The organism is Paenibacillus sp. fava2 (assembly GCF_058313675.1).
In genome coordinates, this window is record NZ_CM177755.1 from 85,001 (window position 1) to 109,613 (window position 24,613).

25 protein-coding genes, 1 tRNA gene, 2 rRNA genes and 2 riboswitches (1 of these 30 only partly in view) are annotated in these 24,613 nt (G+C 50.2%); of the genes, 16 read left to right on the top strand and 12 right to left on the bottom strand.

Annotation, left to right across the window (positions count from 1 at the left end; translation table 11 throughout):
- The 11 genes from AC4G46_RS00395 to AC4G46_RS00445 all read left to right on the top strand — a co-directional run.
- Nucleotides 1-557: ribosomal RNA gene (locus AC4G46_RS00395) — 23S ribosomal RNA — on the top strand (it extends 2,369 nt beyond the left edge of the window).
- Between the two features lie 127 nt (nucleotides 558-684).
- Nucleotides 685-801: ribosomal RNA gene (rrf, locus tag AC4G46_RS00400) — 5S ribosomal RNA — on the top strand.
- A 379-nt stretch (nucleotides 802-1,180) separates the two neighbouring features.
- Entirely contained in the window at nucleotides 1,181-2,638 is a 1,458-nt protein-coding gene (guaB, locus tag AC4G46_RS00405) for an IMP dehydrogenase (protein WP_491126224.1), read from the top strand.
- A gap of 119 nt (nucleotides 2,639-2,757) precedes the next feature.
- Nucleotides 2,758-4,164 (top strand): D-alanyl-D-alanine carboxypeptidase family protein, encoded by a 1,407-nt coding sequence (locus tag AC4G46_RS00410; protein WP_491126225.1) that lies wholly within the window; start codon nucleotides 2,758-2,760, stop codon nucleotides 4,162-4,164.
- 40 nt (nucleotides 4,165-4,204) lie between these two features.
- On the top strand, nucleotides 4,205-5,086 hold the full coding sequence (gene pdxS, locus AC4G46_RS00415) for a pyridoxal 5'-phosphate synthase lyase subunit PdxS (RefSeq protein WP_068728796.1): 882 nt from the start codon (nucleotides 4,205-4,207) through the stop codon (nucleotides 5,084-5,086).
- A gap of 18 nt (nucleotides 5,087-5,104) precedes the next feature.
- Nucleotides 5,105-5,689 (top strand): pyridoxal 5'-phosphate synthase glutaminase subunit PdxT, encoded by a 585-nt coding sequence (gene pdxT / locus AC4G46_RS00420; RefSeq protein ID WP_068728797.1) that lies wholly within the window; start codon nucleotides 5,105-5,107, stop codon nucleotides 5,687-5,689.
- Between the two features lie 85 nt (nucleotides 5,690-5,774).
- Nucleotides 5,775-7,064 (top strand): serine--tRNA ligase, encoded by a 1,290-nt coding sequence (serS, locus tag AC4G46_RS00425; RefSeq protein ID WP_491126226.1) that lies wholly within the window; start codon nucleotides 5,775-5,777, stop codon nucleotides 7,062-7,064.
- Between the two features lie 64 nt (nucleotides 7,065-7,128).
- Nucleotides 7,129-7,217: transfer RNA gene (locus tag AC4G46_RS00430), tRNA-Ser, on the top strand.
- A gap of 178 nt (nucleotides 7,218-7,395) precedes the next feature.
- Complete coding sequence (locus AC4G46_RS00435) at nucleotides 7,396-7,737, top strand: hypothetical protein (RefSeq protein WP_221803727.1); 342 nt, start codon at nucleotides 7,396-7,398, stop codon at nucleotides 7,735-7,737.
- A gap of 13 nt (nucleotides 7,738-7,750) precedes the next feature.
- On the top strand, nucleotides 7,751-7,900 hold the full coding sequence (locus AC4G46_RS00440) for a small acid-soluble spore protein P (RefSeq protein WP_221803726.1): 150 nt from the start codon (nucleotides 7,751-7,753) through the stop codon (nucleotides 7,898-7,900).
- A gap of 105 nt (nucleotides 7,901-8,005) precedes the next feature.
- Complete coding sequence (locus AC4G46_RS00445; RefSeq protein WP_221803725.1) at nucleotides 8,006-9,097, top strand: hypothetical protein; 1,092 nt, start codon at nucleotides 8,006-8,008, stop codon at nucleotides 9,095-9,097.
- Nucleotides 9,098-9,152: 55 nt separating this feature from the next.
- On the opposite strand, the gene AC4G46_RS00450 is transcribed toward AC4G46_RS00445, so the two are convergent.
- Nucleotides 9,153-9,731: a GNAT family N-acetyltransferase gene (locus AC4G46_RS00450; protein WP_491126227.1), complete on the bottom strand. Its 579-nt coding sequence runs from the start codon at nucleotides 9,729-9,731 to the stop codon at nucleotides 9,153-9,155.
- Nucleotides 9,732-9,799: 68 nt separating this feature from the next.
- The gene (gene tadA, locus AC4G46_RS00455) at nucleotides 9,800-10,300 is read right to left on the bottom strand and encodes a tRNA adenosine(34) deaminase TadA (protein WP_491126228.1); all 501 of its coding nucleotides are present in this window, start codon (nucleotides 10,298-10,300) and stop codon (nucleotides 9,800-9,802) included.
- Between the two features lie 322 nt (nucleotides 10,301-10,622).
- On the opposite strand from tadA, the gene AC4G46_RS00460 reads away from it, so the two are divergent.
- Both AC4G46_RS00460 and rluF read left to right on the top strand, forming a co-directional pair.
- A complete protein-coding gene (locus AC4G46_RS00460; RefSeq protein WP_491126229.1) occupies nucleotides 10,623-12,890 on the top strand; it encodes an ATP-binding protein in 2,268 nt (755 codons plus the stop codon).
- Between the two features lie 48 nt (nucleotides 12,891-12,938).
- A complete protein-coding gene (gene rluF / locus AC4G46_RS00465) occupies nucleotides 12,939-13,640 on the top strand; it encodes a 23S rRNA pseudouridine(2604) synthase RluF (protein ID WP_491126230.1) in 702 nt (233 codons plus the stop codon).
- Between the two features lie 81 nt (nucleotides 13,641-13,721).
- Here rluF and motB read toward each other — a convergent pair whose 3' ends face one another.
- Nucleotides 13,722-14,537 carry a flagellar motor protein MotB gene (gene motB, locus AC4G46_RS00470; RefSeq protein WP_491126231.1) on the bottom strand — a complete coding sequence of 272 codons (816 nt, stop codon included), beginning with the start codon at nucleotides 14,535-14,537 and terminating at the stop codon, nucleotides 13,722-13,724.
- Entirely contained in the window at nucleotides 14,521-15,321 is an 801-nt protein-coding gene (gene motA / locus AC4G46_RS00475) for a flagellar motor stator protein MotA (RefSeq protein ID WP_491126232.1), read from the bottom strand. The genes motB and motA overlap by 17 nt, the downstream gene beginning before the upstream one ends.
- Before the next feature lie 204 nt (nucleotides 15,322-15,525).
- Between motA and AC4G46_RS00480 the strand changes: the two genes are divergently transcribed.
- The gene (locus AC4G46_RS00480; RefSeq protein ID WP_491126233.1) at nucleotides 15,526-15,819 is read left to right on the top strand and encodes a hypothetical protein; all 294 of its coding nucleotides are present in this window, start codon (nucleotides 15,526-15,528) and stop codon (nucleotides 15,817-15,819) included.
- Between the two features lie 224 nt (nucleotides 15,820-16,043).
- Nucleotides 16,044-16,331, top strand: a complete 288-nt coding sequence (locus AC4G46_RS00485; protein ID WP_068728815.1) for a 4a-hydroxytetrahydrobiopterin dehydratase — start codon at nucleotides 16,044-16,046, stop codon at nucleotides 16,329-16,331.
- 93 nt (nucleotides 16,332-16,424) lie between these two features.
- Here the strand turns inward: AC4G46_RS00485 and AC4G46_RS00490 are convergent, their stop codons facing one another.
- The 6 genes from AC4G46_RS00490 to AC4G46_RS00515 form a co-directional block, all read right to left on the bottom strand.
- Nucleotides 16,425-16,781 carry a c-type cytochrome gene (locus tag AC4G46_RS00490; protein ID WP_068728857.1) on the bottom strand — a complete coding sequence of 119 codons (357 nt, stop codon included), beginning with the start codon at nucleotides 16,779-16,781 and terminating at the stop codon, nucleotides 16,425-16,427.
- A 125-nt stretch (nucleotides 16,782-16,906) separates the two neighbouring features.
- On the bottom strand, nucleotides 16,907-17,392 hold the full coding sequence (locus AC4G46_RS00495; protein ID WP_491126234.1) for a GNAT family N-acetyltransferase: 486 nt from the start codon (nucleotides 17,390-17,392) through the stop codon (nucleotides 16,907-16,909).
- Between the two features lie 262 nt (nucleotides 17,393-17,654).
- The gene (locus AC4G46_RS00500; protein WP_491126235.1) at nucleotides 17,655-18,146 is read right to left on the bottom strand and encodes a C40 family peptidase; all 492 of its coding nucleotides are present in this window, start codon (nucleotides 18,144-18,146) and stop codon (nucleotides 17,655-17,657) included.
- 5 nt (nucleotides 18,147-18,151) lie between these two features.
- A riboswitch (cyclic di-AMP (ydaO/yuaA leader) is annotated at nucleotides 18,152-18,297 on the bottom strand.
- Between the two features lie 382 nt (nucleotides 18,298-18,679).
- A complete protein-coding gene (locus AC4G46_RS00505) occupies nucleotides 18,680-19,108 on the bottom strand; it encodes a C40 family peptidase (RefSeq protein ID WP_491128755.1) in 429 nt (142 codons plus the stop codon).
- A 72-nt stretch (nucleotides 19,109-19,180) separates the two neighbouring features.
- Nucleotides 19,181-19,319, bottom strand: a riboswitch (cyclic di-AMP (ydaO/yuaA leader).
- Nucleotides 19,320-19,542: 223 nt separating this feature from the next.
- Nucleotides 19,543-20,373, bottom strand: a complete 831-nt coding sequence (locus tag AC4G46_RS00510; RefSeq protein ID WP_491126236.1) for a hypothetical protein — start codon at nucleotides 20,371-20,373, stop codon at nucleotides 19,543-19,545.
- Between the two features lie 11 nt (nucleotides 20,374-20,384).
- Nucleotides 20,385-22,400: a M1 family aminopeptidase gene (locus AC4G46_RS00515; protein ID WP_491126237.1), complete on the bottom strand. Its 2,016-nt coding sequence runs from the start codon at nucleotides 22,398-22,400 to the stop codon at nucleotides 20,385-20,387.
- A gap of 158 nt (nucleotides 22,401-22,558) precedes the next feature.
- Between AC4G46_RS00515 and AC4G46_RS00520 the strand changes: the two genes are divergently transcribed.
- Nucleotides 22,559-23,065, top strand: a complete 507-nt coding sequence (locus AC4G46_RS00520; RefSeq protein ID WP_128083729.1) for a YwhD family protein — start codon at nucleotides 22,559-22,561, stop codon at nucleotides 23,063-23,065.
- 109 nt (nucleotides 23,066-23,174) lie between these two features.
- Here AC4G46_RS00520 and AC4G46_RS00525 read toward each other — a convergent pair whose 3' ends face one another.
- Both AC4G46_RS00525 and AC4G46_RS00530 read right to left on the bottom strand, forming a co-directional pair.
- Nucleotides 23,175-23,645, bottom strand: coding sequence for an AbrB/MazE/SpoVT family DNA-binding domain-containing protein (locus AC4G46_RS00525; protein ID WP_491126238.1), 471 nt, complete (start codon nucleotides 23,643-23,645; stop codon nucleotides 23,175-23,177).
- Nucleotides 23,646-23,865: 220 nt separating this feature from the next.
- Nucleotides 23,866-24,534: a DNA-3-methyladenine glycosylase gene (locus tag AC4G46_RS00530; RefSeq protein WP_491126239.1), complete on the bottom strand. Its 669-nt coding sequence runs from the start codon at nucleotides 24,532-24,534 to the stop codon at nucleotides 23,866-23,868.
- Nucleotides 24,535-24,613 lie beyond the last annotated feature (79 nt).

The following is a 24,613-nucleotide window of genomic DNA, read 5'->3' on the forward strand; positions in this document are numbered from 1 at the left end:
AAGGGAGCTTGACTGCGAGACCTACAAGTCGAGCAGGGACGAAAGTCGGACTTAGTGATCCGGTGGTACCGCATGGAAGGGCCATCGCTCAACGGATAAAAGCTACCCTGGGGATAACAGGCTTATCTCCCCCAAGAGTCCACATCGACGGGGAGGTTTGGCACCTCGATGTCGGCTCATCGCATCCTGGGGCTGAAGTAGGTCCCAAGGGTTGGGCTGTTCGCCCATTAAAGCGGTACGCGAGCTGGGTTCAGAACGTCGTGAGACAGTTCGGTCCCTATCTGTCGTGGGCGCAGGAAATTTGAGAGGAGCTGTCCTTAGTACGAGAGGACCGGGATGGACGTACCGCTGGTGCACCAGTTGTTCCGCCAGGAGCATGGCTGGGTAGCTACGTACGGACGGGATAAGCGCTGAAAGCATCTAAGCGTGAAGCCCCCCTCAAGATGAGATTTCCCAATTAGTAAGACCCCTTGAAGACGACGAGGTAGATAGGTTGGAGGTGGAAGTGCAGCAATGCATGGAGCTGACCAATACTAATCGGTCGAGGGCTTATCCAATCAATAAATCGCAGATTCGTTTCGGATTCAGTTTTCAGGTGATCAAGCCTGTAACGCAACGACATTTATTCGCACTTCGGGTGATGAACGAAATGTCTAGCGGCAGCGTCTGTTTCACAGACGCATGTTTGGTGGCGATAGCGGAAGGGTTCCACGCGTACCCATCCCGAACACGACCGTTAAGCCTTCCAGCGCCGATGGTACTTGGACCGAAGGGTCCCGGGAGAGTAGGACGCCGCCAAGCACATGAAGCCATTGTTGAGTAATCGACAATGGTTTTTTTGTTGTTATAATGATTGTTAATTGCAGAAACAACTGTGGTTATCTCCCTTCCAAATGTCCACTGTGAATGGACTAAGGTCCAAGAATTCGCTTACGCGGCAGGCTTTTTTCGAAACCTTTCCAGGATGATGTAATATTCTTGACAGGCTAAAAGGCCTTTGCTAAGATGGCAATAATATATTTTTGGACAAGCATCTCAAACCTTAATTGAAGATATTCATTAATGCAGCTTCGCTACTCCTGACGGTGTCTATCGGATATGGACTCTGGCCCGACCGAAGTTTCTTCATTTATAAAGTTTGCGGACGTTTAGAACGACAATTCGAGGAGGAATGACCCAGGTGTGGGAAGATAAGTTTGGTAAAGAAGGACTGACTTTTGATGATGTGCTGCTGGTACCGCGTAAATCCGAGGTGCTGCCTAAAGAAGTGGACCTGAGTGCGGTTTTGAGTAACAATGTGAAGCTCAATATTCCCCTTATCAGTGCCGGAATGGATACCGTAACTGAAGCAGCAATGGCCATTGCAATTGCCCGTGAAGGCGGAGTTGGCATTATTCACAAGAATATGTCTGTAGAGCAGCAGGCTGGCGAAGTCGATCGGGTAAAGCGTTCCGAAAGCGGCGTAATCACTAATCCTTTCTCCCTCACACCGGATCATCTGGTATCCGATGCGGAACGTTTAATGGGTAAATACCGCATCTCCGGAGTACCGATTGTTGATGAAAACAACAAACTGGTCGGCATTATTACTAACCGTGATATGCGCTTTATTCATGACTACGGTGCGCCGATCAGCGAATATATGACCCGTGATAATCTGGTAACCGCTCCTGTCGGTACAACCCTGCAGGAAGCAGAGGTTATGCTGCAGCGCCACAAGATTGAAAAGCTGCCGCTGGTTGATGACGATAACATTCTCAAAGGGCTTATTACTATTAAAGACATTGAGAAGGCGATTCAGTTCCCTAACGGAGCGAAGGACGCACAAGGCCGCCTGCTCGTAGGTGCAGCTATCGGCATTTCGAAGGATGCCGATGAACGTGCCAAGGCCCTGATTGACGCCGGTGTCGATTTGCTTGTTGTGGATTCGGCTCACGGACACCATATCAATATTATTGAAGCAGTTCGCAATCTGCGCGCCAAGTACCCTGACCTCACGATTGTAGCCGGAAACGTAGCTACCGGTGAAGCTACCCGTGATCTGATCGAAGCGGGCGCATCCATTGTTAAGGTTGGTATCGGACCGGGTTCGATCTGTACAACCCGAGTTATTGCCGGTATCGGTGTACCGCAGATTACTGCCATCTATGATTGCGCAACAGTCGCTCGGGAGTATGGAGTACCGATTATCGCAGACGGCGGGATTAAATACTCGGGTGAGATTACTAAGGCGATTGCTGCCGGTGCATCTGCAGTAATGATGGGAAGCCTGTTTGCCGGAACAGAAGAAAGCCCGGGAGAATCCGAGCTGTACCAGGGACGTAAGTTCAAGGTATACCGCGGGATGGGAAGTATGAGTGCTATGAAGCAGGGAAGTAAGGACCGTTACTTCCAGGATGATGACAAGAAGCTGGTTCCGGAAGGAATCGAGGGCAGAGTTGCCTTTAAAGGGCCGCTTTCCGATACCGTTCACCAGCTGATCGGCGGACTCCGTTCAGGTATGGGATACTGCGGTACCAAGACCTTGACTGAGCTGCGGAACGATACCAGCTTTATCCGGATTACCGGAGCAGGACTCCGTGAGAGTCATCCGCATGATGTGCAGATTACCAAGGAAGCGCCTAACTACTCCTTGTAATTGCGCCAATTCGCTAAAATACGGGCAGGCAGGGCATAATTCGCTCTGCCTGTCTTTTTTTGCAGATACCCCTGTGTTAGAATAGAACAAGCAATGGATATGAGGATCAAAGGAGAGTATTGATTTTGAAGCACAAGCGTAAATTCAGCAGCAAGCAATTTGTGATCAAGACAGCGACAGTAGGTCTGCTTTTAAATATGTTAGCTTCTCCAGTAAGTTCCGCAGTATTAGCCAGCGAGGTTCAGACTCCGGCTACAACAGAAGCAGGCACAACCGGTACAGGCACGGCGGCGACGAATACAGCAGCAGCTAAAATTCCTTCGATAGAATCTCTGGGGCTTAATGTGAGCTCAGCTGTATTAATTGAGCCTACAACCGGAGAAGTTCTTCTATCGTATAATGCCGATGAGGCGCTGCCTCCGGCCAGTATGACCAAGATGATGACAGAATACCTTGTGACAGAAGCTGTTAATAATGGACAGCTTTCCTGGGATCAGACGGTTACTATTCAGGAAAATGCGGCCCAGCAGGTCGGCTCCCGGATTTTTTTGGCGCAGGGTGACCAACATACAGTTAAAGAGCTTTACATAGCTATGGCAGTGGGCTCAGCCAATGATGCTACTGTTGCACTGGCAGAGCTGGTTTCCGGTTCGGAACAGCAATTTGTGACCCTGATGAATGAGACCGCCCAGAAGATGGGGATGAAGACGGCTTATTTCATTAACTCGACCGGTCTTGACCGGGCAGATATGCCTTCCAAGTACCGTCCGGAAGCGGACCGCGAAACGGTCATGTCTGCAATGGATGCAGCTATACTTGCTAAATATATAGTAACTGAACATCCTGATTTTACTGAGTTTACAACGATCCAATCCTATAAGTTCCGTGAGCGCGATGCCAAACCGATGATTAACTACAACTGGATGCTCGAAGCCAATAAGGACATAGCGAACTTTAAGGCTTATGCATATCCCGGTCTTGACGGACTTAAGACAGGACACACTACCAAGGCAGGAAACTGCTTTACCGGTACGGCAGTGCGTGACGGTATGCGTCTTATCAGTGTAGTTATGGGAGCCGATTCGGAAGCACACCGCTTTACAGAGACAAAGAAGGTGCTTGACTATGGCTTCAATAATTTTGAAATCAAGCAGGTAGTAGCCGCCAAGTCTGTGATCGCAGGAAACGAAACCGTACCTGTACAAAAGGGCAAAAACGAGAGCGTACCTGTAGTTACAGACGCCGGTGTAACCTTTATTGTGCCAAAAGGAACGGTGAACCCGGCAATCGAAACGGCTGTTGCTGTCAACGACGCCTCCACTCTCGTTGCTCCTATTGCCAATGCTACCGCAGTCGGAAAGGTAACTTACACCTATAAGATTGAAGGCATGGAACAGGCCCAGCAGAAAACGGTCAATCTGATCACAGCAGAGGAAGCAGAAAAAGCAGGCTGGTTTAAGCTGCTGATGCGGGCAATCGGCGATTTTTTCGGTGATTTGTTTACAGGAATTAAGGATCTGTTCTAATTATTAGCGGGATATAGTAATAAAATCGGGGGGTCAGGACATGGAAACAGGAACATCGAGGGTAAAAAGAGGTATGGCAGAAATGCAAAAGGGCGGCGTCATCATGGACGTCATGAATGCTGAGCAGGCAAAGATTGCTGAGGCCGCAGGTGCAGTAGCCGTAATGGCGCTGGAGCGTGTTCCTTCTGATATTCGCGCCGCAGGCGGCGTAGCACGTATGGCTGATCCTACTATTGTAGAGGAAGTTCTCAAAGTGGTAAGCATTCCTGTAATGGCCAAAGCCCGTATCGGCCATTATGTTGAAGCAAAAGTGCTTGAATCGCTGGGCGTCGATTATCTGGATGAGAGCGAAGTGCTTACGCCTGCTGACGAAGTATTCCATATCGACAAACGCGAGTTCACTGTTCCTTTTGTGTGCGGAGCCAAAGACCTCGGAGAGGCTCTGCGCCGCATTAACGAAGGGGCTTCCATGATCCGTACCAAGGGTGAGCCGGGAACAGGCAACATCGTTGAAGCTGTGCGGCATATGCGCTACATTAACAGCCAGATCCGCAAAGTTACCGGCCTGTCCAAGGATGAGCTGTACCATGAAGCCAAGACCCTTGGTGTCCCTTATGAGCTGCTGCTCGAAGTTCATGAGCTTGGCAAGCTGCCGGTTGTTAATTTTGCCGCAGGCGGTGTGGCAACTCCTGCCGACGCTGCGCTGATGATGCACCTGGGGGCAGATGGTGTTTTTGTAGGCTCTGGTATTTTCAAATCGGATAATCCCGAGAAGTTTGCCCGCGCAATCGTAGAAGCAACAACTCACTTTACCGATTACAGACTGATTGCTGAGGTATCCAAGAATCTCGGCACCCCGATGAAGGGGATTGATATCGCCACTCTGACTCCGGCTGAACGCATGTCAGAACGCGGCCGTTAATAGAGAGAAGGTTGGCGGATGAGAATAGGAGTGTTGGCGCTTCAAGGCGCTGTAACAGAGCATATTGTCAGTATAGAGAAGACCGGAGCGGAAGGCCTTCCCATCAAGCGTGTTGAGCAGCTAGAGGAAGTGGACGGCCTGATTATTCCCGGCGGCGAGAGCACAACAATCGGCAAGCTGATGCGCAAGTACGGCTTTATTGAAGCTATACGCGATTTTTCGGGCCAGGGCAAGCCCATCTTTGGCACTTGTGCCGGGATGATTGTACTGGCGAAGAGAATTGCCGGCGGCGAAGATTCTCATCTGGGGCTGATGGATATAACGGTGGCCCGGAATGCCTTCGGCCGCCAGCGGGAAAGCTTTGAATGTGACCTCGATGTAAAAGGAATTAGCGAGCCGGTCCGCGCTGTATTTATACGTGCTCCGCTTATAAGTGAAGTAGGTCCTGAGGTTGATGTGCTCACCGTTTATAATAATGAGATTGTTACAGCACGGCAGGACAATCTGCTGGTTTCCTCCTTTCATCCGGAGCTGACAGAGGATTACCGGCTGCATCAGTACTTTGCCGATATGGTGAAGGCTAAGGCTGCAGCCACACAATAGAACTGCATATAAGAACAACCTGACTCTTTCAATGCTGCAAACGGCAATCTGAAAGAGTCTAGGCTGTTTTCAGGAGGGAAACTTTGTGCTAGATGTAAAAGTATTGCGCAACGACTACGCTAAAGTAGAAGAAGCGCTTAACAACCGTGGTAAATCGCTTGATCTGATTGCCGGATTCCCGCAGCTTGACCTGCGCCGTCGGGAACTGCTGCAAGAGACAGAAGGACTCAAGAACCGCCGTAACGTTGTTTCAGGCGATGTAGCCAAGAAAAAGAAAAACGGAGAGCCGGCTGATGACCTGATCGCAGAGATGCGTACCGTTTCTGACCGGATTAAAGAGCTGGATGATGAAGTCCGTGAGCTTGAGGCACAGATTGATGAGCTGACGATGAGCATCCCTAACATTCCGCACGAATCGGTGCCGGTAGGCAAGTCCGAAGAAGATAATGTCGAAATCCGGCGCTGGTCCCAGCCGCGTGAGTTCGGATTCACACCGAAATCCCATTGGGAGCTTGCACAGCAGCTGGATATTCTGGATTTTGAAGCTGCCGCCAAGGTCACAGGCTCCAGATTTGTGTTCTATAAGGGGCTTGGAGCGCGTCTTGAACGTGCGCTGATTAACTTCATGATGGATTTGCACAGCGGAGAGCATAATTACGAAGAAATGCTGCCGCCGCAGATTGTAAATAAGGACAGCTTATACGGTACGGGCCAGCTGCCGAAGTTCGAAGAGGATCTGTTTAAGCTGCGGGATACAGAGTATTACCTGATTCCGACGGCAGAGGTACCGGTAACGAACTATTACCGTGAGGAGATTCTGACTGCTGCGGACCTTCCTAAGTATTTTGTCGCTTACAGCTCCTGCTTCCGTTCTGAAGCCGGCTCAGCAGGCCGTGACACCCGCGGGCTTATCCGCCAGCATCAGTTCAACAAGGTGGAGCTTGTAAAGCTTACCACGCCTGAGAGCTCCTATGAGGAGCTTGAGAAGATGACAGCAGACGCTGAGCGCGTGCTGCAGCTGCTGGAGCTGCCGTACCGCGTTCTGGGACTCTGTACAGGTGATATGGGCTTCACATCGGCCAAGACCTACGACCTCGAGGTGTGGCTGCCGGAGAGCGGTATGTACCGTGAGATTTCCTCCTGTTCAAATACGGAAGACTTCCAGGCCCGCCGGGCTAATATCCGTTTCCGCAAAGAGCCTAAGGCCAAGCCGGAATTTGTTCATACCCTCAATGGATCGGCACTGGCGGTAGGACGGACTGTGGCAGCGATCCTGGAGAATTATCAGCAGGAAGACGGCAGTGTACTGATTCCGGAAGTGCTTCAGCCATACATGCGTAACACAAAAGTAATTACACCAAAAGTTTCTCAGTAGTACTTGCATATTGTTCGCGAAATGTGGTACAATTCCTAATGCATGTGAAATTTAGATGCATTATGGAGAGGTACCGAAGCGGTCATAACGGGGCGGTCTTGAAAACCGTTAGGGTGCAAGCCCACATGGGTTCGAATCCCATCCTCTCCGCCATTTCTTTTATTACAATTACAATGATCTGCAGATAGAAGCCGTCTTCTCCGGAAGACGGCTTTTTTATGCTTGCCGGCGGTCATAGAGATCCATGCCGGATTCATGCACCTTTGCTGCGGACAGGAATAAAAACCTCTGCTTCTCCGCAATGTAATAGAGAAGGAGGCTGATCATAACAATGAACCGAGAAATGCAGTTGGACCAGAATACGCTGATTTCAGCCTGGCAGGAACGCCTGCCTGCGCTGATGCAAGACGGGGACAGCTTTAGCCTGCAGGGGGATGCGGCAGACCAGAACAGCCTGCTCATTCATTTTAACGCTGCCGGCCATCAGGCTTACTCCCTGGATTTTCGCTGTACCTATGTGGACAGCCGGGAGGTTGCCGTTGATTTGGTTGATGTGGAGCAAGCAGGGCGTCATACGGATGAGCGTACCGATGCTGTCCAGCAGCTGGCGCAAAAGTATACCAGACAGATTCACGAATGCGCCCAGGCGCTGCAGAATCTGACCAATCCTTAGGAGGAGATGTAAAATGAGTAAGCCAAAAAGCGTGCCTGTACCGGGAACGGAAACAAATCGGAAGTCCAGACAAGAGCATCATTCTTCCGGTCCCGAGCCGTTATCAGGCTCCAAAAAGGTAAAGCAGGCTAATCATGTGGATCATAATAACCCGCAAGGTTAGATTGGAACCCGGGCAGTATCTGAAACGTAATGTTTCTCATATTTGCTAATTGGTTTATCATTAACATGGGGAAGTAATATTTTTACATGGGAGAGGAGAACAATAATGATTAAAAGATGGGGGCTTTCCGCAGCGGCTTTGCTGCTTACAGCTGCAGTTATTTTACCTGGATGTGCAAGTAAAGAGGAGTCACCGAAAGAAGCGATATCGTCGTCTGCAAAAGAGGCGTTAACGATGACTTCTTACGAAATGAAGAGCGTACTTACGATTAACAATCTGACGATTGATGCACCTGCGGGGGCTGGGGATGAAACTACGGGCATGGTGCTCAATATGCTTAAGAACGCTGATATCTCCATTAATGGCGTCCATCAGTCAGATCCGATGCAGACCGAATTAACAATGGTGCTGAATCTGAAGGGCGATATGGCCATGTCCTTCAACATTCCGATGGTGCTGACAACAGATAAGATGTATGTCAAAATCCCGTCGATCCCGTTCCTGCCGCTTCCGGAGACCATCGTTGGCAAGTTCCTGGAGCTTGATCCGAAAGAGCTTGCTGAACAGCAGGGAGTGGGTGTAACGCCGGGGACAGTGGATACCAAGAAAGTCCAGGATCTTTCCAATGAGGTAGTAAGCACGCTGCTGGGCGAATATGACGAAGAGACGTACTTCAAAAATGTGAAGCCTGAGGATGCGGGACTGCCTGAAGGCGTCGATGCTAAGCAGGTTGTCCAGTTCCAGGTGACAAACAGCAATGTCAAAGAGGCGCTTACCATTTTGGTGAACAATGCACTGCCTAAGATCATTGATATCCTGGGCAAAGAAGAGTACAAGGAAATGCTGCAGATTGACGAAGCCAAGCTCGCGGATATTAAACAGCAGCTCCAATCGGGTGAGGCCCGGGCAGAGTTCGATAAAGGCTTAGCTGACCTGGACTCCTATCTGACAGTTAACAACTTCCAGCTGAACACAGCCATCAACAAGGATGATTTCCCAGTGTATCAGAATCTGCTGATGGATGTGGTAGTTAAGGATCCCGAGCAAGGGCAGAATATCAATCTCGCACTAACCGGAACTAATCAGTACAGCAAAATCAATGAGAAGCAGACCTTCGTGATCGGTATCCCGCAGGGTGAGGATGTCGTTACAATGGAAGAGCTGCAGCAGCAATTTGGCGGAATGAGCACTTATTAATCGTTATCCTATACAAAAATCTGCAGAGTGCCGAGTGCACACTGCAGGTTTTTTGTTATGTCTGGGCTATGAGCGGGCTGTCAAAAAAATCATCGGCCAGAATCGCATAGGTCCGGTGGTCCTGCCATTCGCCGTTGATCTTGAGGTACCGGCGGGCTATGCCTTCAGCCTGGAAACCGCTTTTCTCCAGCACCCGGCGAGAAGCATCGTTGTGCAGCAGGATGGAAGCCTGTACTCTGTGCAATGCAAGGGCACGGAAGGCATACTCCAGGATCAGGCTTACTGCGGCAGTCATATGACCTTTGCCTTGAATAGCATAATCCATAAAGTAACCCAGATCGGCATACTGAGCTACCCCGCGCACCAGATTGGAAAGTGTAATCTGACCGATCAGCTGTCCGTCAGACAGGAAGATGCCGAACATATAAGCCCTATCCTGCTCCGAGTCGCTCAACCGCTGGCTGACCAGCAGCTGCTGGCTCTCCAGGGTGAAATAATCAGCCTCGCGCAGCGGTTCAAACCGCTGATGATGCTCTTTGTTGCGCAGACGCAGCTCCAGAAGCTCCTGTGCATCCTGCAGCTGCAGTAATGAAAGATAGATACCTTGCGCGTGATTGTAGAGCTTAAATGACATAACAGGTTTTCTCCTTTTCCCATAATAATTATAGAAACAGTATGGCAGGGGGGAGGGACGCTAATGCCTCAGAGCTTGGGCTTCCGGCGCAGCCGGCGGAAGAAAGAAGTCAGCAGCTCTGCACATTCCTCCTGAAGTACATTTTGAATGATTCCGGTCCGGTGATTGAATCTTGGTTCTTCGAGCAGGTTCATAAGGGTGCCTGCACAGCCTGCCTTTGGATCGGCAGTACCGTATATGGTTAGCGGCAGCCGGGCCTGAACCATTGCTCCCGCACACATGGGGCAGGGTTCGAGTGTAACGTATAGCTGGCAGTCAAGCAGCCTCCAGGAATTAAGTGCAACACTTGCCTGGCGGATTGCGACCATTTCGGCATGGGCGGTAGAATCGAGCGTAGTTTCCCGCAGATTGTAGCCGCGCCCGATAATCTCCCCGTGACGAACGATTACCGCACCGATAGGCACTTCACCCAGGCTCTCTGCCTTACGCGCTTCGGCAATCGCCTCTTTCATCCAAAACTCATGTATGGTCAGCTCCTCGGGCGACAGTTCATCCTTGTATATATTCAAGCCCATCTTTCCTTTCCTCAAACAATCCTTGTACAACGAACAAATATTCGCTCTGAACAAATTGTGCATAACTCTGTGGATAACCGCCCACTTATACACATTATTGTACACATTAAAGCTTAATAACCTGTTTATATGTGTATATGCTGTGGATGGTGTTCATGATTTCCTTCATTATTGTAGAGAAACCATCCTCAAAATTCAATGCTTTACGTGGATAACCCCCTTTGAAATCTCTTTTCAAATGAAGGGGCAGAAGGTATGATATTTATGAATGCTCCGCTTGATTTTTTTACCAGCTGATAAGAGGTGAACAAACAGCTTGTCCATTAAAACAAAATTATCGGCAATCATTTTCGGGTCAGTGCTGTTAATACTGGGACTGAATCTGATGCTGAATCTATATGCGGCCCGGAATAATTTGCTTACCGAGAGCAAGAATAATATGAAGACTACGGCCATGCAGATTGCCGTTTCTGTCGAGCAGAGCAATTACAGCTCCAATTACGTGCAGCAGCAGATGGCCTATAATCTTCGGCTGGCTGCTATTCTGGCTGCTGAGGAGCTTGACCCGGACATCAGCAATGTGAAAAACTCACAGCTGAAGCTTCTGGCGGACAAGCTGGGGGTGTCTAATATTTCGCTCCTTGTTCAGACTGAAGATGATATTATAGTAGCTAAGTCCTCAGATCCTGCCGAGCTTGGGTTGTCTACCAAGGGTATGGGTTTTTGGTATGTTGCTTTTCTTGAGCTGTTTGCCGGCCAGAAGGTATCCGTTCAGCAGGGGCAGACGCTTGATAATTTCTGGTCCGGCCCCTTTGAGTACTCCACCTCCAATCCGGAGTACATTGAGAAGTGGGGCTATTACCGTGATCCGTCAAGAAATTATATTATAGATCCGTATATCCGGAGTACAGCTGTCAGTGACTACGTGAGAATTATGGAGCCGGAAGAGATCGTCCGGCGCTCCAAGGAGGTTAACCCGGGGCTACTGGAGATTACGGGGATGGATCCTAAGACCTTTGGTTCCGAAACCATGCAGCCGGACGGTACAGACAGTGTCAATCATAAGCTGCGCAACCGTCCCATCCGTTTTGGAACGTACATTTTTGGCAATCCTGGCGAGGATAAGTCTGCAATGATGACAGCCCTGAGGAAGGAAGCTCCAGTAACCATTGATACATCAGCCTTGGGCAAAAGAGTGCTTAAAAGCTTCATTCCGATTGCTCTGCCCGGCAACGATGATTATGTCATCAGCGTAGTCATGGATTACTCGGTAATTTCCTCCGTCATTAATGAGGAGCTGGTAAGTGATATTACGACATCGGTGCTGCTACTGGTTATTTTTTTCATATGCAGCTACGCGCTGTCCGGCATCGTTACACGTCCGATTAAGGATATCCTGCGTAAGGTCAATGATGTGGCCAAGGGAAATTTCGAGTCCCCGCTAAATGTAACAAGCGGCGATGAGCTGGGCCAGCTGGCGAGCCGGATCAATGTGATGGCTGAGCACTTGTATCAGCATACCAACCAGCTGGGACGGGCGCTGGAAGAGAACCGGGCTGTGAAGGAGCACCTGGAATCGGTAATTAACGGCACGTCGGATGCAATCCATACCGTAGATATGGAAGGTCGGATCACCAGCACGAACAAGGCCTTTGAGAAGCTGTACGGCTGGAATGCAGCTGATGCCGCAATCAAGCCGCCTTATCTTGTGCCGGCGACCGTACAGCGGCAGGAGGATATAAGACTTAGGGAACTTAAGGAAGGTGCTGCTCTGCCGCCCGTGGAGACCCTCAGGCTGAAGCGTGACGGATCTTTAGTTGAGGTCAGTGTAAGCACCTCAATGATCCGGGATGAAGAGGGCCGTCCTCAGGCCTTTGTACATGTATCGCGTGATATGACCGAACGCAACCGGATCGAGGAGCTGCTCAGACGCTCAGAGAAACTGACGACAGTAGGACAGCTGGCGGCAGGGGTAGCTCATGAGATCCGTAACCCGCTGACTACTCTCCGCGGATTTCTGCAGCTTCAGAGGGAGAAGGGAGTGCTTATACCGCTTCATATTGATCTGATGCTGTCCGAGCTTGACCGGATCAATCTGATTGTGAGCGAATTTCTGATCCTGGCCAAGCCCCAGGCTGTCCACTTTCAGGAGAAGGATATCCGGCATATTCTGAATGATGTCATTTCTCTGCTGGACAGCCAGGCACATCTTTTCGGCATCGAATTCAAAGCACAGCTCTCCGTACAGCCGGCCAGAGTACATTGTGAAGAGAACCAGCTGAAGCAGGTCTTTATTAATATCGTCAAAAATGCAATTGAAGCGATGCCCGCAGGCGGCACTATTACCGTTTTGCAGCGGATCGAAGGAAATTCTGTTATCATTGTAATCTCAGATGAGGGAGAGGGAATTCCGGAAGAGATGCTGCCCAAGCTGGGAGAGCCCTTCTTTACAAATAAGGAGACGGGAACCGGTCTTGGACTGATGGTCAGCCAGCGGATTATCCAGGCTCACAAAGGCAGCATGGAGATCCGCAGTGAATACGGGTGCGGAGCCGAGATTACAATTATACTGCCGGTTGCATAGAATCAGACCTGAGTGAAGGATTGAATAAGGAACGGAGTGAGGACAGAAATGAGAATTAATAAGTTCATCAGTGACACAGGCTACTGTTCACGCCGTGAAGCAGACAAGCTGGTCGAAAGCGGAAGAGTTACAATTAACGGTGAACCTGCTGTACTGGGGAGCCAGGCTGTGCCGGGAGATCAGGTATTGATTGATGGCAAACCGCTTGAAACAGGCAGCCAGGTGGTCTATATCGCTTTAAATAAGCCAGTCGGGATCACCTCTACCACAGAGGCGCATATCCAGGGGAATATTGTTGATTTTGTCGGGCATCAGGAGCGGATATTTCCGATTGGCCGGCTCGATAAGGACTCCGAAGGATTAATTCTGCTTACAAATGACGGCGATATCGTCAATAAAATACTGCGGGCTGAAGGCAAGCACGAAAAGGAATACATAGTAACTGTAGACAGGCCGATTACGCCTTCCTTTATTTCTGCAATGTCGAGCGGGGTAAAGATTCTAGGCGGCAAAACCCTCCCCTGCACAGTAACCCGGATCTCGGAGCGGGTATTCCGCATCATTCTTACCGAGGGCAAAAACCGGCAAATCCGCCGGATGTGCAGCGCCTTTGGCTACGAGGTAAGACACCTGCAGCGTATCCGCATAATGAATATTCATCTGGGCGCGCTCAAGACAGGGGAATGGCGTGATCTGACCATACAGGAGAAACAGGAGCTGGGGGCTATGCTCAGCTATGAGCTGCAATAGCCAGCCATTACAAAGAAAGAGCTGCTTTCCCGGGTATCCCGGGAGGCAGCTCTTTGCTCTTTATTCTTTGCGGAGTCCCGTTTATTGAGCAGGAGGAGCAACGCTTGTAGTATCCGCTGATTCGGTGTATTTCCGGAGAATGGAGACTTCCACGCGGCGGTTTTTGGCCCGTCCGGCAGCCGTGGAGTTATCAGCGATCGGATGATATTCACCGTAGCCGATCGGGCTGAATTTTACCGGGTCCAGGTTCGGGTTCAGCAGGAGGATCTTCATGAAATGAAGGGCCCGGTCTACGCTAAGATCCCAGTTGGATGAATAGCTGCTGTTGGAAATCGGGACGTTGTCGGTATGCCCCTGTACGAGTACATTATAATCAGGAAACTGCTGCAGCATACTGGAAATCGATTTGGCAAGCTGACGGGATTCATCCTTAACATCGGCCTCACCTGAAGCAAACAGGGCGTTGTCACTGATTGTGATCATCAGCTGTGACTGATTCAGCTTGGTGCTGAGCAGATCGGTAAGCCCGTTTTTCTCGATATACTGGTCAAACTGCTTCTTTAGCTTCTCCAGTTCCTCTTGCTCCTGCTTGCGCAGCTTGGCAATTTCGGATTCGCCTGTATTGGGAGCAACCACATTATCCATCTTATCGTGTTTGCCCTGATCCAGCTGTGATTGTGTGGGCGAAGCAGCCCGCTGGTCGAGAATACCTGTACCGCCGTTCAGTGCGGAGCTGAAAGCCTGGCTCATCTCCTCGAACTTCTTGGCATCAGTGGCGCTCATAGCGTACATAACAAGGAACAAGGCGACCAGCAGCGTCATCAAGTCAGAATAGGGCAATAGCCAGGATTCATCGGCATGCTCTTCGTGCTCTTCATGCCTAGTCTTTTTGCTCACTCAAGCCGCCCTCCTTTGCGCTCAGCTTGGCACGCTCCGACGGTGTAAGGAAGACAGACAGCTTCTGGTTGATCGCAATGGTTGAGACCCCGGACTGGATGGACAGCAGCCCCTCCACCATCATCAGCCTGAGCTGGATTTCTTTTTTGGAGATACGTTTAAGCTTGTTGGCCATTGGATGCCACATTACATAACCGGTAAAAATACCGAGCAGTGTAGCAATAAACGCCCCTGCAATCGCGTGGGCGAGCACATCCATATCACTCATATCCGCAAGGGCGGCGATCAGTCCGACAACCGCTCCGAGTACCCCAAGCGTAGGGGCATACATGCCTGCCTGGGAGAAGATCAGGGCACCGGCTTTATGTCTGTCTTCAGTTGCATGAATATCTTCCATTAATACATCACGGACAAACTCCTGATCGTTGCCGTCGATGATCATACGCATACCGTTTCTGAGGAAATCATCTTCAATTTCATCAACCTTCGATTCCAGTGCCAGCAGTCCTTCACGCCGGGTAATGGATGCCCATTCCATGAACGTGGTGATCAAATCGGATTTCTTGACCATCTTTTGCTGAATGAAGAGCAGCTTGAACAGCTTGGGGATTGTCTTGAGCTCCGCCATCGGGAAGGCCACAAAGACGGAGGCTACGGTACCCAGGAGAATGATGACATAAGCCGCAGGGTTATTTAAGCTTGTGAGCGGGGCATGCTTCAGCACCATCCCGCCAAGAAAAGCAACCAGACCAAAAATCAAACCAAGTAATGTTGAAATTTCCATTATGCACCTCGTCCATGAGAATTAAAAAGTGATCCGTCACAGCCGCTTGTATCATCCTTGAAAAGCAGCGGGACACCCTGTGTGGAATGAAATCACGTATATTCTTATTTATCGACAGCATTCCCTTTTTTGTGAAGTCATTTTTTCGGCTATAATGGATAGGGTAAGTTATTATTCATCTGTGAAGAAAACGGAGTGATAGACGTGGGTGTTAAGCACGGCAGAGATTACAGTGAAATTTTGAAGGAACTGACGGAGGCCGTCAGCCGTATTTCAGACGGTTATGAATTTTTTGAGATGGAACCTGACGAGTGGCAGGAGCTGCCGCAGGAATCCAAGCTTGAGGTTTGGGAAGCCCTGGCCGAGGATCTGTTTTACGGGCTCGGCAATGAGCCTGTAATTCATGTGGGCAGCGGAGTTGTCATCTATGACAAAGAGACCCACAGGATCAACATTCTGCTTGGTGAGGAAGATTTGGCCTCGGTAGTACTTGTCTAGCGGGGCAGCAGCAATGGGCCCGGGTTTGCCCCTCTCCATGCAGCCATGGTAAAATTGAGCTGACGAGTGCTATTTGCCGGGATTTCAGAATACATTAAACCGAAAAAAAGCCTTCATCCTGGCGCATCCCTTGGACTTTCAGAAGCTGAGGGATGTTTTGTTTAAAATATCAGAAAGTATACGTCTAAAGACTTTACTGCTAATAAAGTAAGGGAGGAAGCAAATTGCAATTATCAGTGGAAGAGCTGCATGAGCAGATAGGTAAGCTGGAGGGCTGGAAGCTGGAACAAGAAACGCTGGTACGCAAGTACATGTTTAGCGAGTATATGAAGGGCATTGCTTTTGTGGATGAGGTGGCCGCCATATCCGAGGCCTTTGATCATCATCCGCATATAACGATTGACTACAAAACCGTCACCCTGCGCTTATCGGCAAAAGAAGAGAGCGGCCTTGCGGCGCTTGATATCCGCCAGGCTCATGAATTCAATGAAGCCTTTGACAAAGCACGTTAGGACACGGTCTAATATAACCGCTGCACACAAAAACGCCCGTACAAAGGACCAGCTGGAGTCCTTGTACGGGCATTTTAATGAATATGCGATCTTCTACTTTTTCTCTGCGAGCCATAAAGCAACGTTAGCGATCTCCTCAGGGGCCAGCTTATCCTTAAAGGATGGCATTTGTCCGCGTCCCTTGGTCACAATGCTGTAGATGCTCTCGGCATCACGTTCGCTGCCTTCATGCTGCAGGCTTGGGCCTACACCGCCCTGAAGCTGATCGCCATGGCAGGAAATACAGTTGGTTTTGACAGCGGCTTCCGCACTTGCGGCATCCAGGGTAACCTGAGGCATTGTAGGCTTATTTTCTTCCGCGACTTCCTCTTTGCCGGGCAATGTGAATAAGAGCACTACCGCAAAAGCACACGCGGCAAAAAACAAACCGCTCATGATCCATTTCTGCATCTCCATCGTCCCCTCCGTGTAAGCTGCTTCCTTCATTATACAGAAAGGTAAAGCGTTATCATAGAGTTTGTGTCAAAAAAATGAACGATTATTGTGCGGCTGTGGGCTTCAACCCCAGCATGGAGTTATTTATTATAGACCATGCAATAAAATGGCTTATCTCCGCTTGGTGTACGGCGTTCGTACGTATCAGTAATCGTAAATCCGCACTTCTGGTATGTCCGGATAGCCCGCTGATTCCAGGTGAGCACCTCCAGATCAATCTCCCGGTCGGGATATCGCTCCAAGGCCGCCTGAACGATTGCATTCATAAAGGAATGCCCCCTTCCATGCCCGCACAGCTCGGGGCGCATGCCGATTCCCAGCCGGACCACGCCTTCCATCGGAAACAGCTGCGCAAATCCGCACAGATCCCCTTCTCCGTCTACAACAGATACATACTGCTCTGTACGCAGCTGCGGATCTCCAAATTCAATGCCAAGCGCCTGCATCTGCTCCCATGGCAGCCATCCGTAAATATTATAAGGCGGCCTGTAATCCCATCCGCAAATATCTTCGGCATGACTGCTCTCCATCGGCACCACGTAAAAAGTGACAGCGTAACTGCTCATAAGGCCACAGGCCTCCTTTCAGGGGGGCGCGTTTCTATATCGTATACTTAATTATATACAAAACAGGGCGGGTTCAACTCAGGAAATTAGCAGGACGGCAGAAACTTGACAAACCGCAAAAAATATTTTATGAAATAGCGGAAAAAAGCGATTTAAGGTGTTTTATGCGTTAGGGGAGGGGTAAGTAGTTTTATAGACAAAAAAACAGGAGCCCTCCAAGATTTCGGCAAAAATCCTGGAAAAGCACCTGTCTAATCATTACTTATTGAACATCATCGTTGTCTTCAACATCAGTTGCAACTGCATGGTAAGCATCTGTGCTCATGATCCGTTTCGCGCCAACGTAGCGGTTGACGTAGTAGCTGTCACTCAGCGAGCTGATGGTTACACCCTTTGAGCTTGAAGCATGTGCGAATTTGCCTTCTCCAACATAAATGCCGACATGAGATACACCGCGGCCGCTTGTATTGAAGAATACAAGATCGCCTTCCCGCAGATTATCACGGGAGATGGCAGTGCCCATCTGGTACTGGGAGCCGGACTGGTGCGGCAGGTTAATGCCAATCTTATCGAAGACATACATGGTGAATCCGGAGCAATCAAAGCCGTTGGTCGATACTCCGCCGGACACGTATTTGGTTCCGATGGCTTTATCGATGACTTTATCCATTTTGGAATCCGCGAAAGCGCTTCCTGCTCCAATGGTAAGCATAATAGAAAAACTGAGTAGTGCGGCGGCTAACTTCTTCTTCAAAAGTAAATACCCCTTCCAAATGCCTACGAGGTTAGCTTAAGGGTTCGGTTGAAGGTCCCCTATGACCCCTCTGTGAATAGGAGGTCAATTCACCCAAAAATTGGTTCCCCCGTTTCCCTTATTTCGTAAGGGAACTCGGCACGACTGTTGATTAGGATTAGCTGGCAGAACATTATGACAAAACGTTTGAAAAACCCGGTTGATTAATTACAAAAATGTTACTAAACGCTCACTGCGATAATTGTAGCAAAGACAGAGGCCGTTGGCAATCACTTAAAACATATTAGTGCATAATATTTGCGTTTTTTAAGAGAGATTTCTGCTTAAAAAGACTCAAATTTACGTGGAAAGTAAGCTTTTTCTGAAACAATGTTGGAATTTTTAGTAAGAGGGGTGTTTCATAAGCCCTGGATGTGTGTAAAAGGTAGAATAAGGAAACAAAAAGGAAAAACCCGGGAATGATTACGGCAATAATCAAATCCGGGCCAGTTTAGTTACAATTATGTGTCAGAGGTTAAATGTGAGGGGAAAGTTCAATCGTAAGCAACAGCCTGGTAAGCTGTTGTGCTCATTACTCGTTTGGCGCCAACGTAGCGGTTGGCCCAGTAAGCCTGGCTCAGCGAGCTGATGTTTACACCCTTTGAGCTGGAGGACTGTGCAAATTTGCCGTTCCCGACGTAAATGCCTACATGGGAAACTCCGTTACCCAGCGTATTGAAGAATACAAGATCGCCGGCACGCAGATTGCTTTTGGAAACAGCTGTTCCAATGCTGTACTGTGCTTTGGAGGTGCGGGGCAGGGTAAGGCCGATGCTCTTGAATACGTACTTGGTGAATCCCGAACAATCGAATCCCGAGGTACTTGTACCTCCGGTTTTGTATGAAACTCCGATGGTTTTGGAGATAACTGCGTCCATTTTGGAATCAGCTGAGACGCTGGTGGCGCCCATAGTGAATACCATCACAAGACCCAGTGCTGCTGCGGTGCATTTCTTTTTTAAATGTGTGCGGAACAAATTGTGACTTTTCAAAAGATGTACTCCTTCCAAGGCCTGCGAGGTTAGCTTAAGGATTCGGTAGAAGGTTCCCCTATGACCCCTCTAAAGCGAGATCAATTCACCCAAAATATGGTTCCCCCACTTCCCGGTGCTGGGAATTTGGCGTTTTATGCACCAGAACAGTGACTGTTGATTGGCAATGTTGAAGTGTATAAGGTACATACAGTTAGTCGAAATAGTTTCAAAAGATTACAAAGTTGTTACCAGTGGTACAGGCATCATTGTATCAGAGGTTTTGATGTTTTGCAAACTCTACGTTAATTCATTGTTAAGCACAAAAGAGTCACACCCCTGAAACAGAGGCAGTGACTCTTTTAATATGCCGTTTTGGCGGAAAATTATTGTGGAAATGTTTTGCTGCTCCATAGCTGGTACTGGGCGGCGATTCCCCACATTTTGAATAAGGTGGATGGAAGCGGTGCGAACTGGCGGAAGAGCAGCGCCGGCAGTCCGGGATAGAAGAGGGCGGTTACAGCCGACAGCAGCCACGTCAGCAGCCCTCCTGCGCCAAGCACAAGTGAAGCACCGGTTGAAGGAGCAAGCAGCCTGAGATAGGCCAGCAGAGCGGAGAACGTGCCTGTCCCGGCAGTATAGCCGAATTGCATGTAGAGTAGCACCGTACGGACGATGTAGAGATACAGCATCCAGGCCAGCAGATAGGGCAGAAGCTTCAGCAGGAGCTTATAATCTAATAAACCGCCTAACAGCAGTGTATACATTTTGGGCAGCAGCCAGTAAAGCGGGAGCGCAGACAGCAGCCATTCCGCCAGACTGAAGATAAACACCGGCAGCCCGTAAAGTCTCATCCCCGGGAAAAAAAACAATCCGCGTTCACCCTTACGCTCCTGATGCAGCTCATGCAGCAGACCGGCGCGGATAAAGGGGGAGATCAGCAGCCGCAGCAGCGACAGCGCGAGCAGCAGCCAGAGCCAGCGCTGCACCGCCGGGTCACCGTTCAAGGCCGCCTGCCCTTCGATATAATACAGCAGCCTGCCCAGTCCGCTGCCGCCGGCATGGGTATCCGGATAGCGAAGCAGAACCGGAATGACAGCCGACCTGACGAACCTGTACAAAAAATAGCCCCAGAGCAGCCGGTAGACAAATAGCAGAATCAGGATATAAAATTGCTCCTTCATGCTGATCCAGCTGCGGGAAATCGCGCTTTTCACTATCCTTCACCTCACCAGACTAGAGTTCCGAGCAGAGTTTCAAGCAATTTGGTTACACTGAGTGTCCAGCGCGAGAGCGTCTTGGGCGCAAGCTCCGCCAGCATGAAATTGTTAAGATGTTTACTCTCCAGAAGGATGGAGTGTCCGGGGTCGATATCCACAGAAGCAAGAGGCGCCTTGTAGGATAGCTGAAAAGCAGTTGTTTTCTGTTCTCCGTTCCAGAACTGCTGTACGGTATAACCGTCGGAAAAAGTGAATTTTACCGGCACATTGGCATATCCGCTGCCTTTATTGCTCACTTCCACCGTTGCCTCATAGCGGGCCTCTTCTCCATCAGTACTGTTTTTTCCAGCGCCGGTGGTGATGCGGTCAACGGAGAAGTCAGGGGCACCGCCACTGTAGACATACTGGTCAAAATAATCCTGCCACGACTGCTTGGTTACTTTTTCGACAATCTTCTGAAAATCGGCTGTGGAAGGATGCTTAAACCTGTATTTCCGGGCATAGGCGAGCATGATTGCATCCATTGTTTTGGTGCCGACCTGCTGTTCGATATCCTTGAGGACCAGCTTGCCGCGGATATATACATTGCGGGTATACCCGTCAGCGGCGCTATATTTCCAGGTCTCGAGATTAAGCTGCTGAGGTGCTGTGACCATGCTGGCCTGCAGGGCAGCGCTGGAACTGACCCCGTACTCCTGTTCCATCAGGCGGTCTTCGGCATAAGAGGTAAAGCTTTCATCCAGCCAAGCCTCTTCAAATTCGTTATTGGCCACCATGCCGTAGAAGTACTGATGGCCGATCTCATGAATGACAGTGCGCTCAAGCGACATGCCGGGGGAGCTTTCGGCTGCGCCGAAGGCAGTAATCAGCGTCGGGTACTCCATTCCGCCAGCCCCGTTCCCTTCCTTGGGCGGAACCACAATTGATAAGGTTGAATAAGGGTAAGGACCATACCATTTGCTGAAAGCAGTCAGTGCAGCCTTGGCAGCCTGGAAGTACCGCTCCTGCAGATCCTTGTGCAGCGGGTCCAAATACAGCTTGATCCGTACACCCGGCACATTCGGGGCGGAGAAGGCCTCCTCGGCAACGACAAAATCAGGGGACGCAGCCCAGGCAAAGTCATGGACATCATCAGCGTAGAACTGATAGATTTTCCTGTCCTGCCTGATCTGGGCGTTTTTGACCGGAAAGCCGGTAGCGCCTACGATGTAGTTGGCAGGAACGGAGACCGTTACATTGTAAATGCCGAAATCGCTGTAAAACTCTGAAGTGCCGTGGTACTGGTGAAGATCCCAGCCCTCCTCCTGAACGCCTCTTGTTCCTTTGGGCTCATATACACTGAGCTTGGGGAACCACTGTCCGGCCATCACGAAATTGCCGGCAGTCCCCATACGGGCGAATATTTTGGGCAGCTTGACCTCAAACTGGATTTTAAGCGTGACACTTTCTCCGCCGTTTACCGGCTGCGGCAGATGAACCTTGACGAGGGTCTTGTCGTTGACATTGCCGTCATCGGGCTGCACATACTGCATACGCTGCATGAGGGATACCCCTTCGGTAGTGCGCAGGTCCGTTATCGTCATGCTGCCGAACCCGTTCTCCGGCATGGTATCACCGCGCAGCTCACCGCCTGATTCCTTCATAAATGTTGTTTTTTCAGAGGCAAAAGCGTTGGGATACAGGTGAAAATAGAGCTCTTGTACGGGCTTTTGGCCGGGATGAATCCAGGTAACTGTTTCTGCGCCCTGGAGCGCCCGGGCATCCGCGTCCAGCTGCACATCGATATGATACTCGGTTACCCGCTGGCTTAATGCTTCAGAGACCGGAAGCGGCTTGCTCTCGGGAAGAACAGGCTGCACAGCCTTGGTCTGAGACACGGCAGCAGGGGACTTGGCCTCTTTTGGGGCAGCGGCAGACTGTGCGGCAGGGCTGAGCCCGCTCAGGAGCCAGAGGGAGCCTCCCAGCAGGATGAGGGCGGCCAGGGCCGCAGAGATGATCATGAACCTTAATGACAGTGGCTTCATACTGTGATTCCTCCCGTGACAAGCATCTACGGGATGTATATGTTTGCAATCGCCGCATTATTAGCTAAAATTAAATTATTGTAGAACGTGAACTTGAGAATGTTGATTTTGGCATTCTCAAGTTCATCTTATATAGTAAAAGGGAAGGATGTGCACTTGTGGATAACGTACAACCGGAGGGCAAAAAGCAGATTGCCTTGAATATTGTGAACGCAAAAAGCAAGCATAAAGGCTTTGGTGCCGGCTCCATTGATCTCAACAATGTATCGCCGGTTATTATCGACGGCGGTGAAGCCGTTATCGACATTGGTGCCATGCATGCCAAGAGCAAGGTAGAGAAAGGCATCAAATTTTCAATGAACCGTGATGAGGTACCGGACGGAAGACAGGTTTGGGTAGTCTGGGTCGCGGTGGACCGCACGCCGGAAGGACAGCTCTACGGCGGCATAACGGCCTGTGAAATGTGGATCGATACCGAGGCACGGCGGGGCTGGAAGATTCTTGCCGACCATGTGAACAAGCTGGATGCTGCCTTGAAGCGCAAGATCATTCTCGATGGTCTGGGACCGGTGGAGAAGGCGGCGCTGAAATCACTGCTGATGTCCCATAATGCGGACTGGTGGGCAGCCACCTCTGATGAGCTAAAAAACGCGCTGAGTGAATAGCAGGCAGCCGGATAACGGGTTAGACGGACAAAAGGGCTTGAACCTTCACAACGGGAAGGTTCAAGCCCTTATTATAATTCTTGAGGGATCATGGATGTAGGCAGTGCTTCTACTTGCCGGATGAACTGATTTTGCGCTTGAGCTGGCTTACTCTGGCCTGGCTGATGCCAAGCACCTCTGCAAGCGCCTTCTGGTTGGCATAGGGATGCTCGGCCATAGCCTTCTCCAGACGCTGGCTCATCTCCTCAGTCTTGGTCCGGCGGCCGCTGCGGGCAGGGTCAGAGCTCTCTCCATTAGCCTCCTGCAGAGGTTCGGCTTCTTCCGGAATACGGCCGGGATCGCCAAGCTCCTTAAGACAGGTATTACAGATAAACTGATCCTTGTAGTAAGTCACATGGTCAAGGCTCCTGCAAAACGTACATTCGGTCGAAGTGTATTTCCGGAGTACAATAATCTCATCATTCAGGATAAAAAATTCGATGGGATCTCCAATTTCGATGTTGCGTGTCATGCGGATTTCTACAGGAACCACAATTCTGCCAAGACTGTCTAAACTCCGGATCATGCCTGTATCCTTCATCTCATGTCCCTCATTTACATCTTTATATTTTTTTGCGGATATCTACGATTATAGCAGTAATTGTAAGTTTAGAGAACGGGGAAAGCGCATTCATTTATCAATTGGGTGAACATGAGGGAAGCCGCCTGCTCTGGTCAACCAGAGCAGGCGGCTTATTAGGGTTCTATTCCTTTTACCCAATATACGGGCACCGAAACAGGCGGAAACGAAGAGGCGGGATTCAGCCCAGAATAAAGGGTGTTTCCAGCTTATCCTTGACTGAAATATAAGGATTATCCCGGAGATAAAAGCGCCAGGGAAGCCCTGCATATTCTCCTGCATAGGGAATATTGATGCGCGGAGCCTGAACAATATCCAGGGCTTCAGGACGTTCACCCTGCTCCAGCCGCAGCGGGCTGTCTCCGCAGTCAATCCGGAGCCCGTTCAGGCTCTTGTCGATCCGCAGCGCACGGCATAGCTTGCCGGGCCCGCCGGAGAGCCCGGCCGGATTGCGGCCGGCATTGCCGCGGTAAAAGCGCATCAGAGCCGCATCGGCATCAGTCAGCGGCTCTACAGCCCGGATCAGTACAGCATGGGGATCGCCTTCCCCGGCTGTAACGACATTAAGGCAATGGTACATGCCATATATGAGATAGACATAGATAGTTCCGCCCTCCTGAAACATTACATCCGTCCGGGCGGTGCGGCGGCCGCCGAAGGCATGGCTGCCCTTATCCTCTAAGCCCCCGTAGCTCTCTGTTTCTACAATGCGGCAGCGGATCTCCCCGTCCTCTGTGCGCCGCACCAGGTGCTGGCCCAGGAGAAGCGGTGCAGCCTGCAGAGCCGGAAGCCTGTACAGCTCAGGCGGGACAAGCCCGTACCCTGCAGGTTCGTTATCTTTACGGTTCATATCGGGATGGCACCTTTCCCGGCAAGCACAGCTTGCCGCTTATGGGCTCATCGTACCCCAGTGGCCGGTCTGCTGCAAC

What these genes read in the sequence shown, in the direction of transcription:
- pdxS (WP_068728796.1), top strand. Translation starts at nt 4,205, where the DNA reads ATGGAAACAGGAACATCGAGGGTAAAAAGAGGTATGGCAGAAATGCAA.
- pdxT (WP_068728797.1), top strand. Translation starts at nt 5,105, where the DNA reads ATGAGAATAGGAGTGTTGGCGCTTCAAGGCGCTGTAACAGAGCATATT.
- AC4G46_RS00435 (WP_221803727.1), top strand. Translation starts at nt 7,396, where the DNA reads ATGAACCGAGAAATGCAGTTGGACCAGAATACGCTGATTTCAGCCTGG.
- AC4G46_RS00440 (WP_221803726.1), top strand. Translation starts at nt 7,751, where the DNA reads ATGAGTAAGCCAAAAAGCGTGCCTGTACCGGGAACGGAAACAAATCGG.
- AC4G46_RS00445 (WP_221803725.1), top strand. Translation starts at nt 8,006, where the DNA reads ATGATTAAAAGATGGGGGCTTTCCGCAGCGGCTTTGCTGCTTACAGCT.
- AC4G46_RS00450 (WP_491126227.1), bottom strand. Translation starts at nt 9,731, where the DNA reads ATGTCATTTAAGCTCTACAATCACGCGCAAGGTATCTATCTTTCATTA.
- rluF (WP_491126230.1), top strand. Translation starts at nt 12,939, where the DNA reads ATGAGAATTAATAAGTTCATCAGTGACACAGGCTACTGTTCACGCCGT.
- motA (WP_491126232.1), bottom strand. Translation starts at nt 15,321, where the DNA reads ATGGAAATTTCAACATTACTTGGTTTGATTTTTGGTCTGGTTGCTTTT.
- AC4G46_RS00490 (WP_068728857.1), bottom strand. Translation starts at nt 16,781, where the DNA reads ATGCAGAAATGGATCATGAGCGGTTTGTTTTTTGCCGCGTGTGCTTTT.
- AC4G46_RS00495 (WP_491126234.1), bottom strand. Translation starts at nt 17,392, where the DNA reads ATGAGCAGTTACGCTGTCACTTTTTACGTGGTGCCGATGGAGAGCAGT.
- AC4G46_RS00505 (WP_491128755.1), bottom strand. Translation starts at nt 19,108, where the DNA reads ATGGTATTCACTATGGGCGCCACCAGCGTCTCAGCTGATTCCAAAATG.
- AC4G46_RS00515 (WP_491126237.1), bottom strand. Translation starts at nt 22,400, where the DNA reads ATGAAGCCACTGTCATTAAGGTTCATGATCATCTCTGCGGCCCTGGCC.
- AC4G46_RS00525 (WP_491126238.1), bottom strand. Translation starts at nt 23,645, where the DNA reads ATGAAGGATACAGGCATGATCCGGAGTTTAGACAGTCTTGGCAGAATT.
- AC4G46_RS00530 (WP_491126239.1), bottom strand. Translation starts at nt 24,534, where the DNA reads ATGAACCGTAAAGATAACGAACCTGCAGGGTACGGGCTTGTCCCGCCT.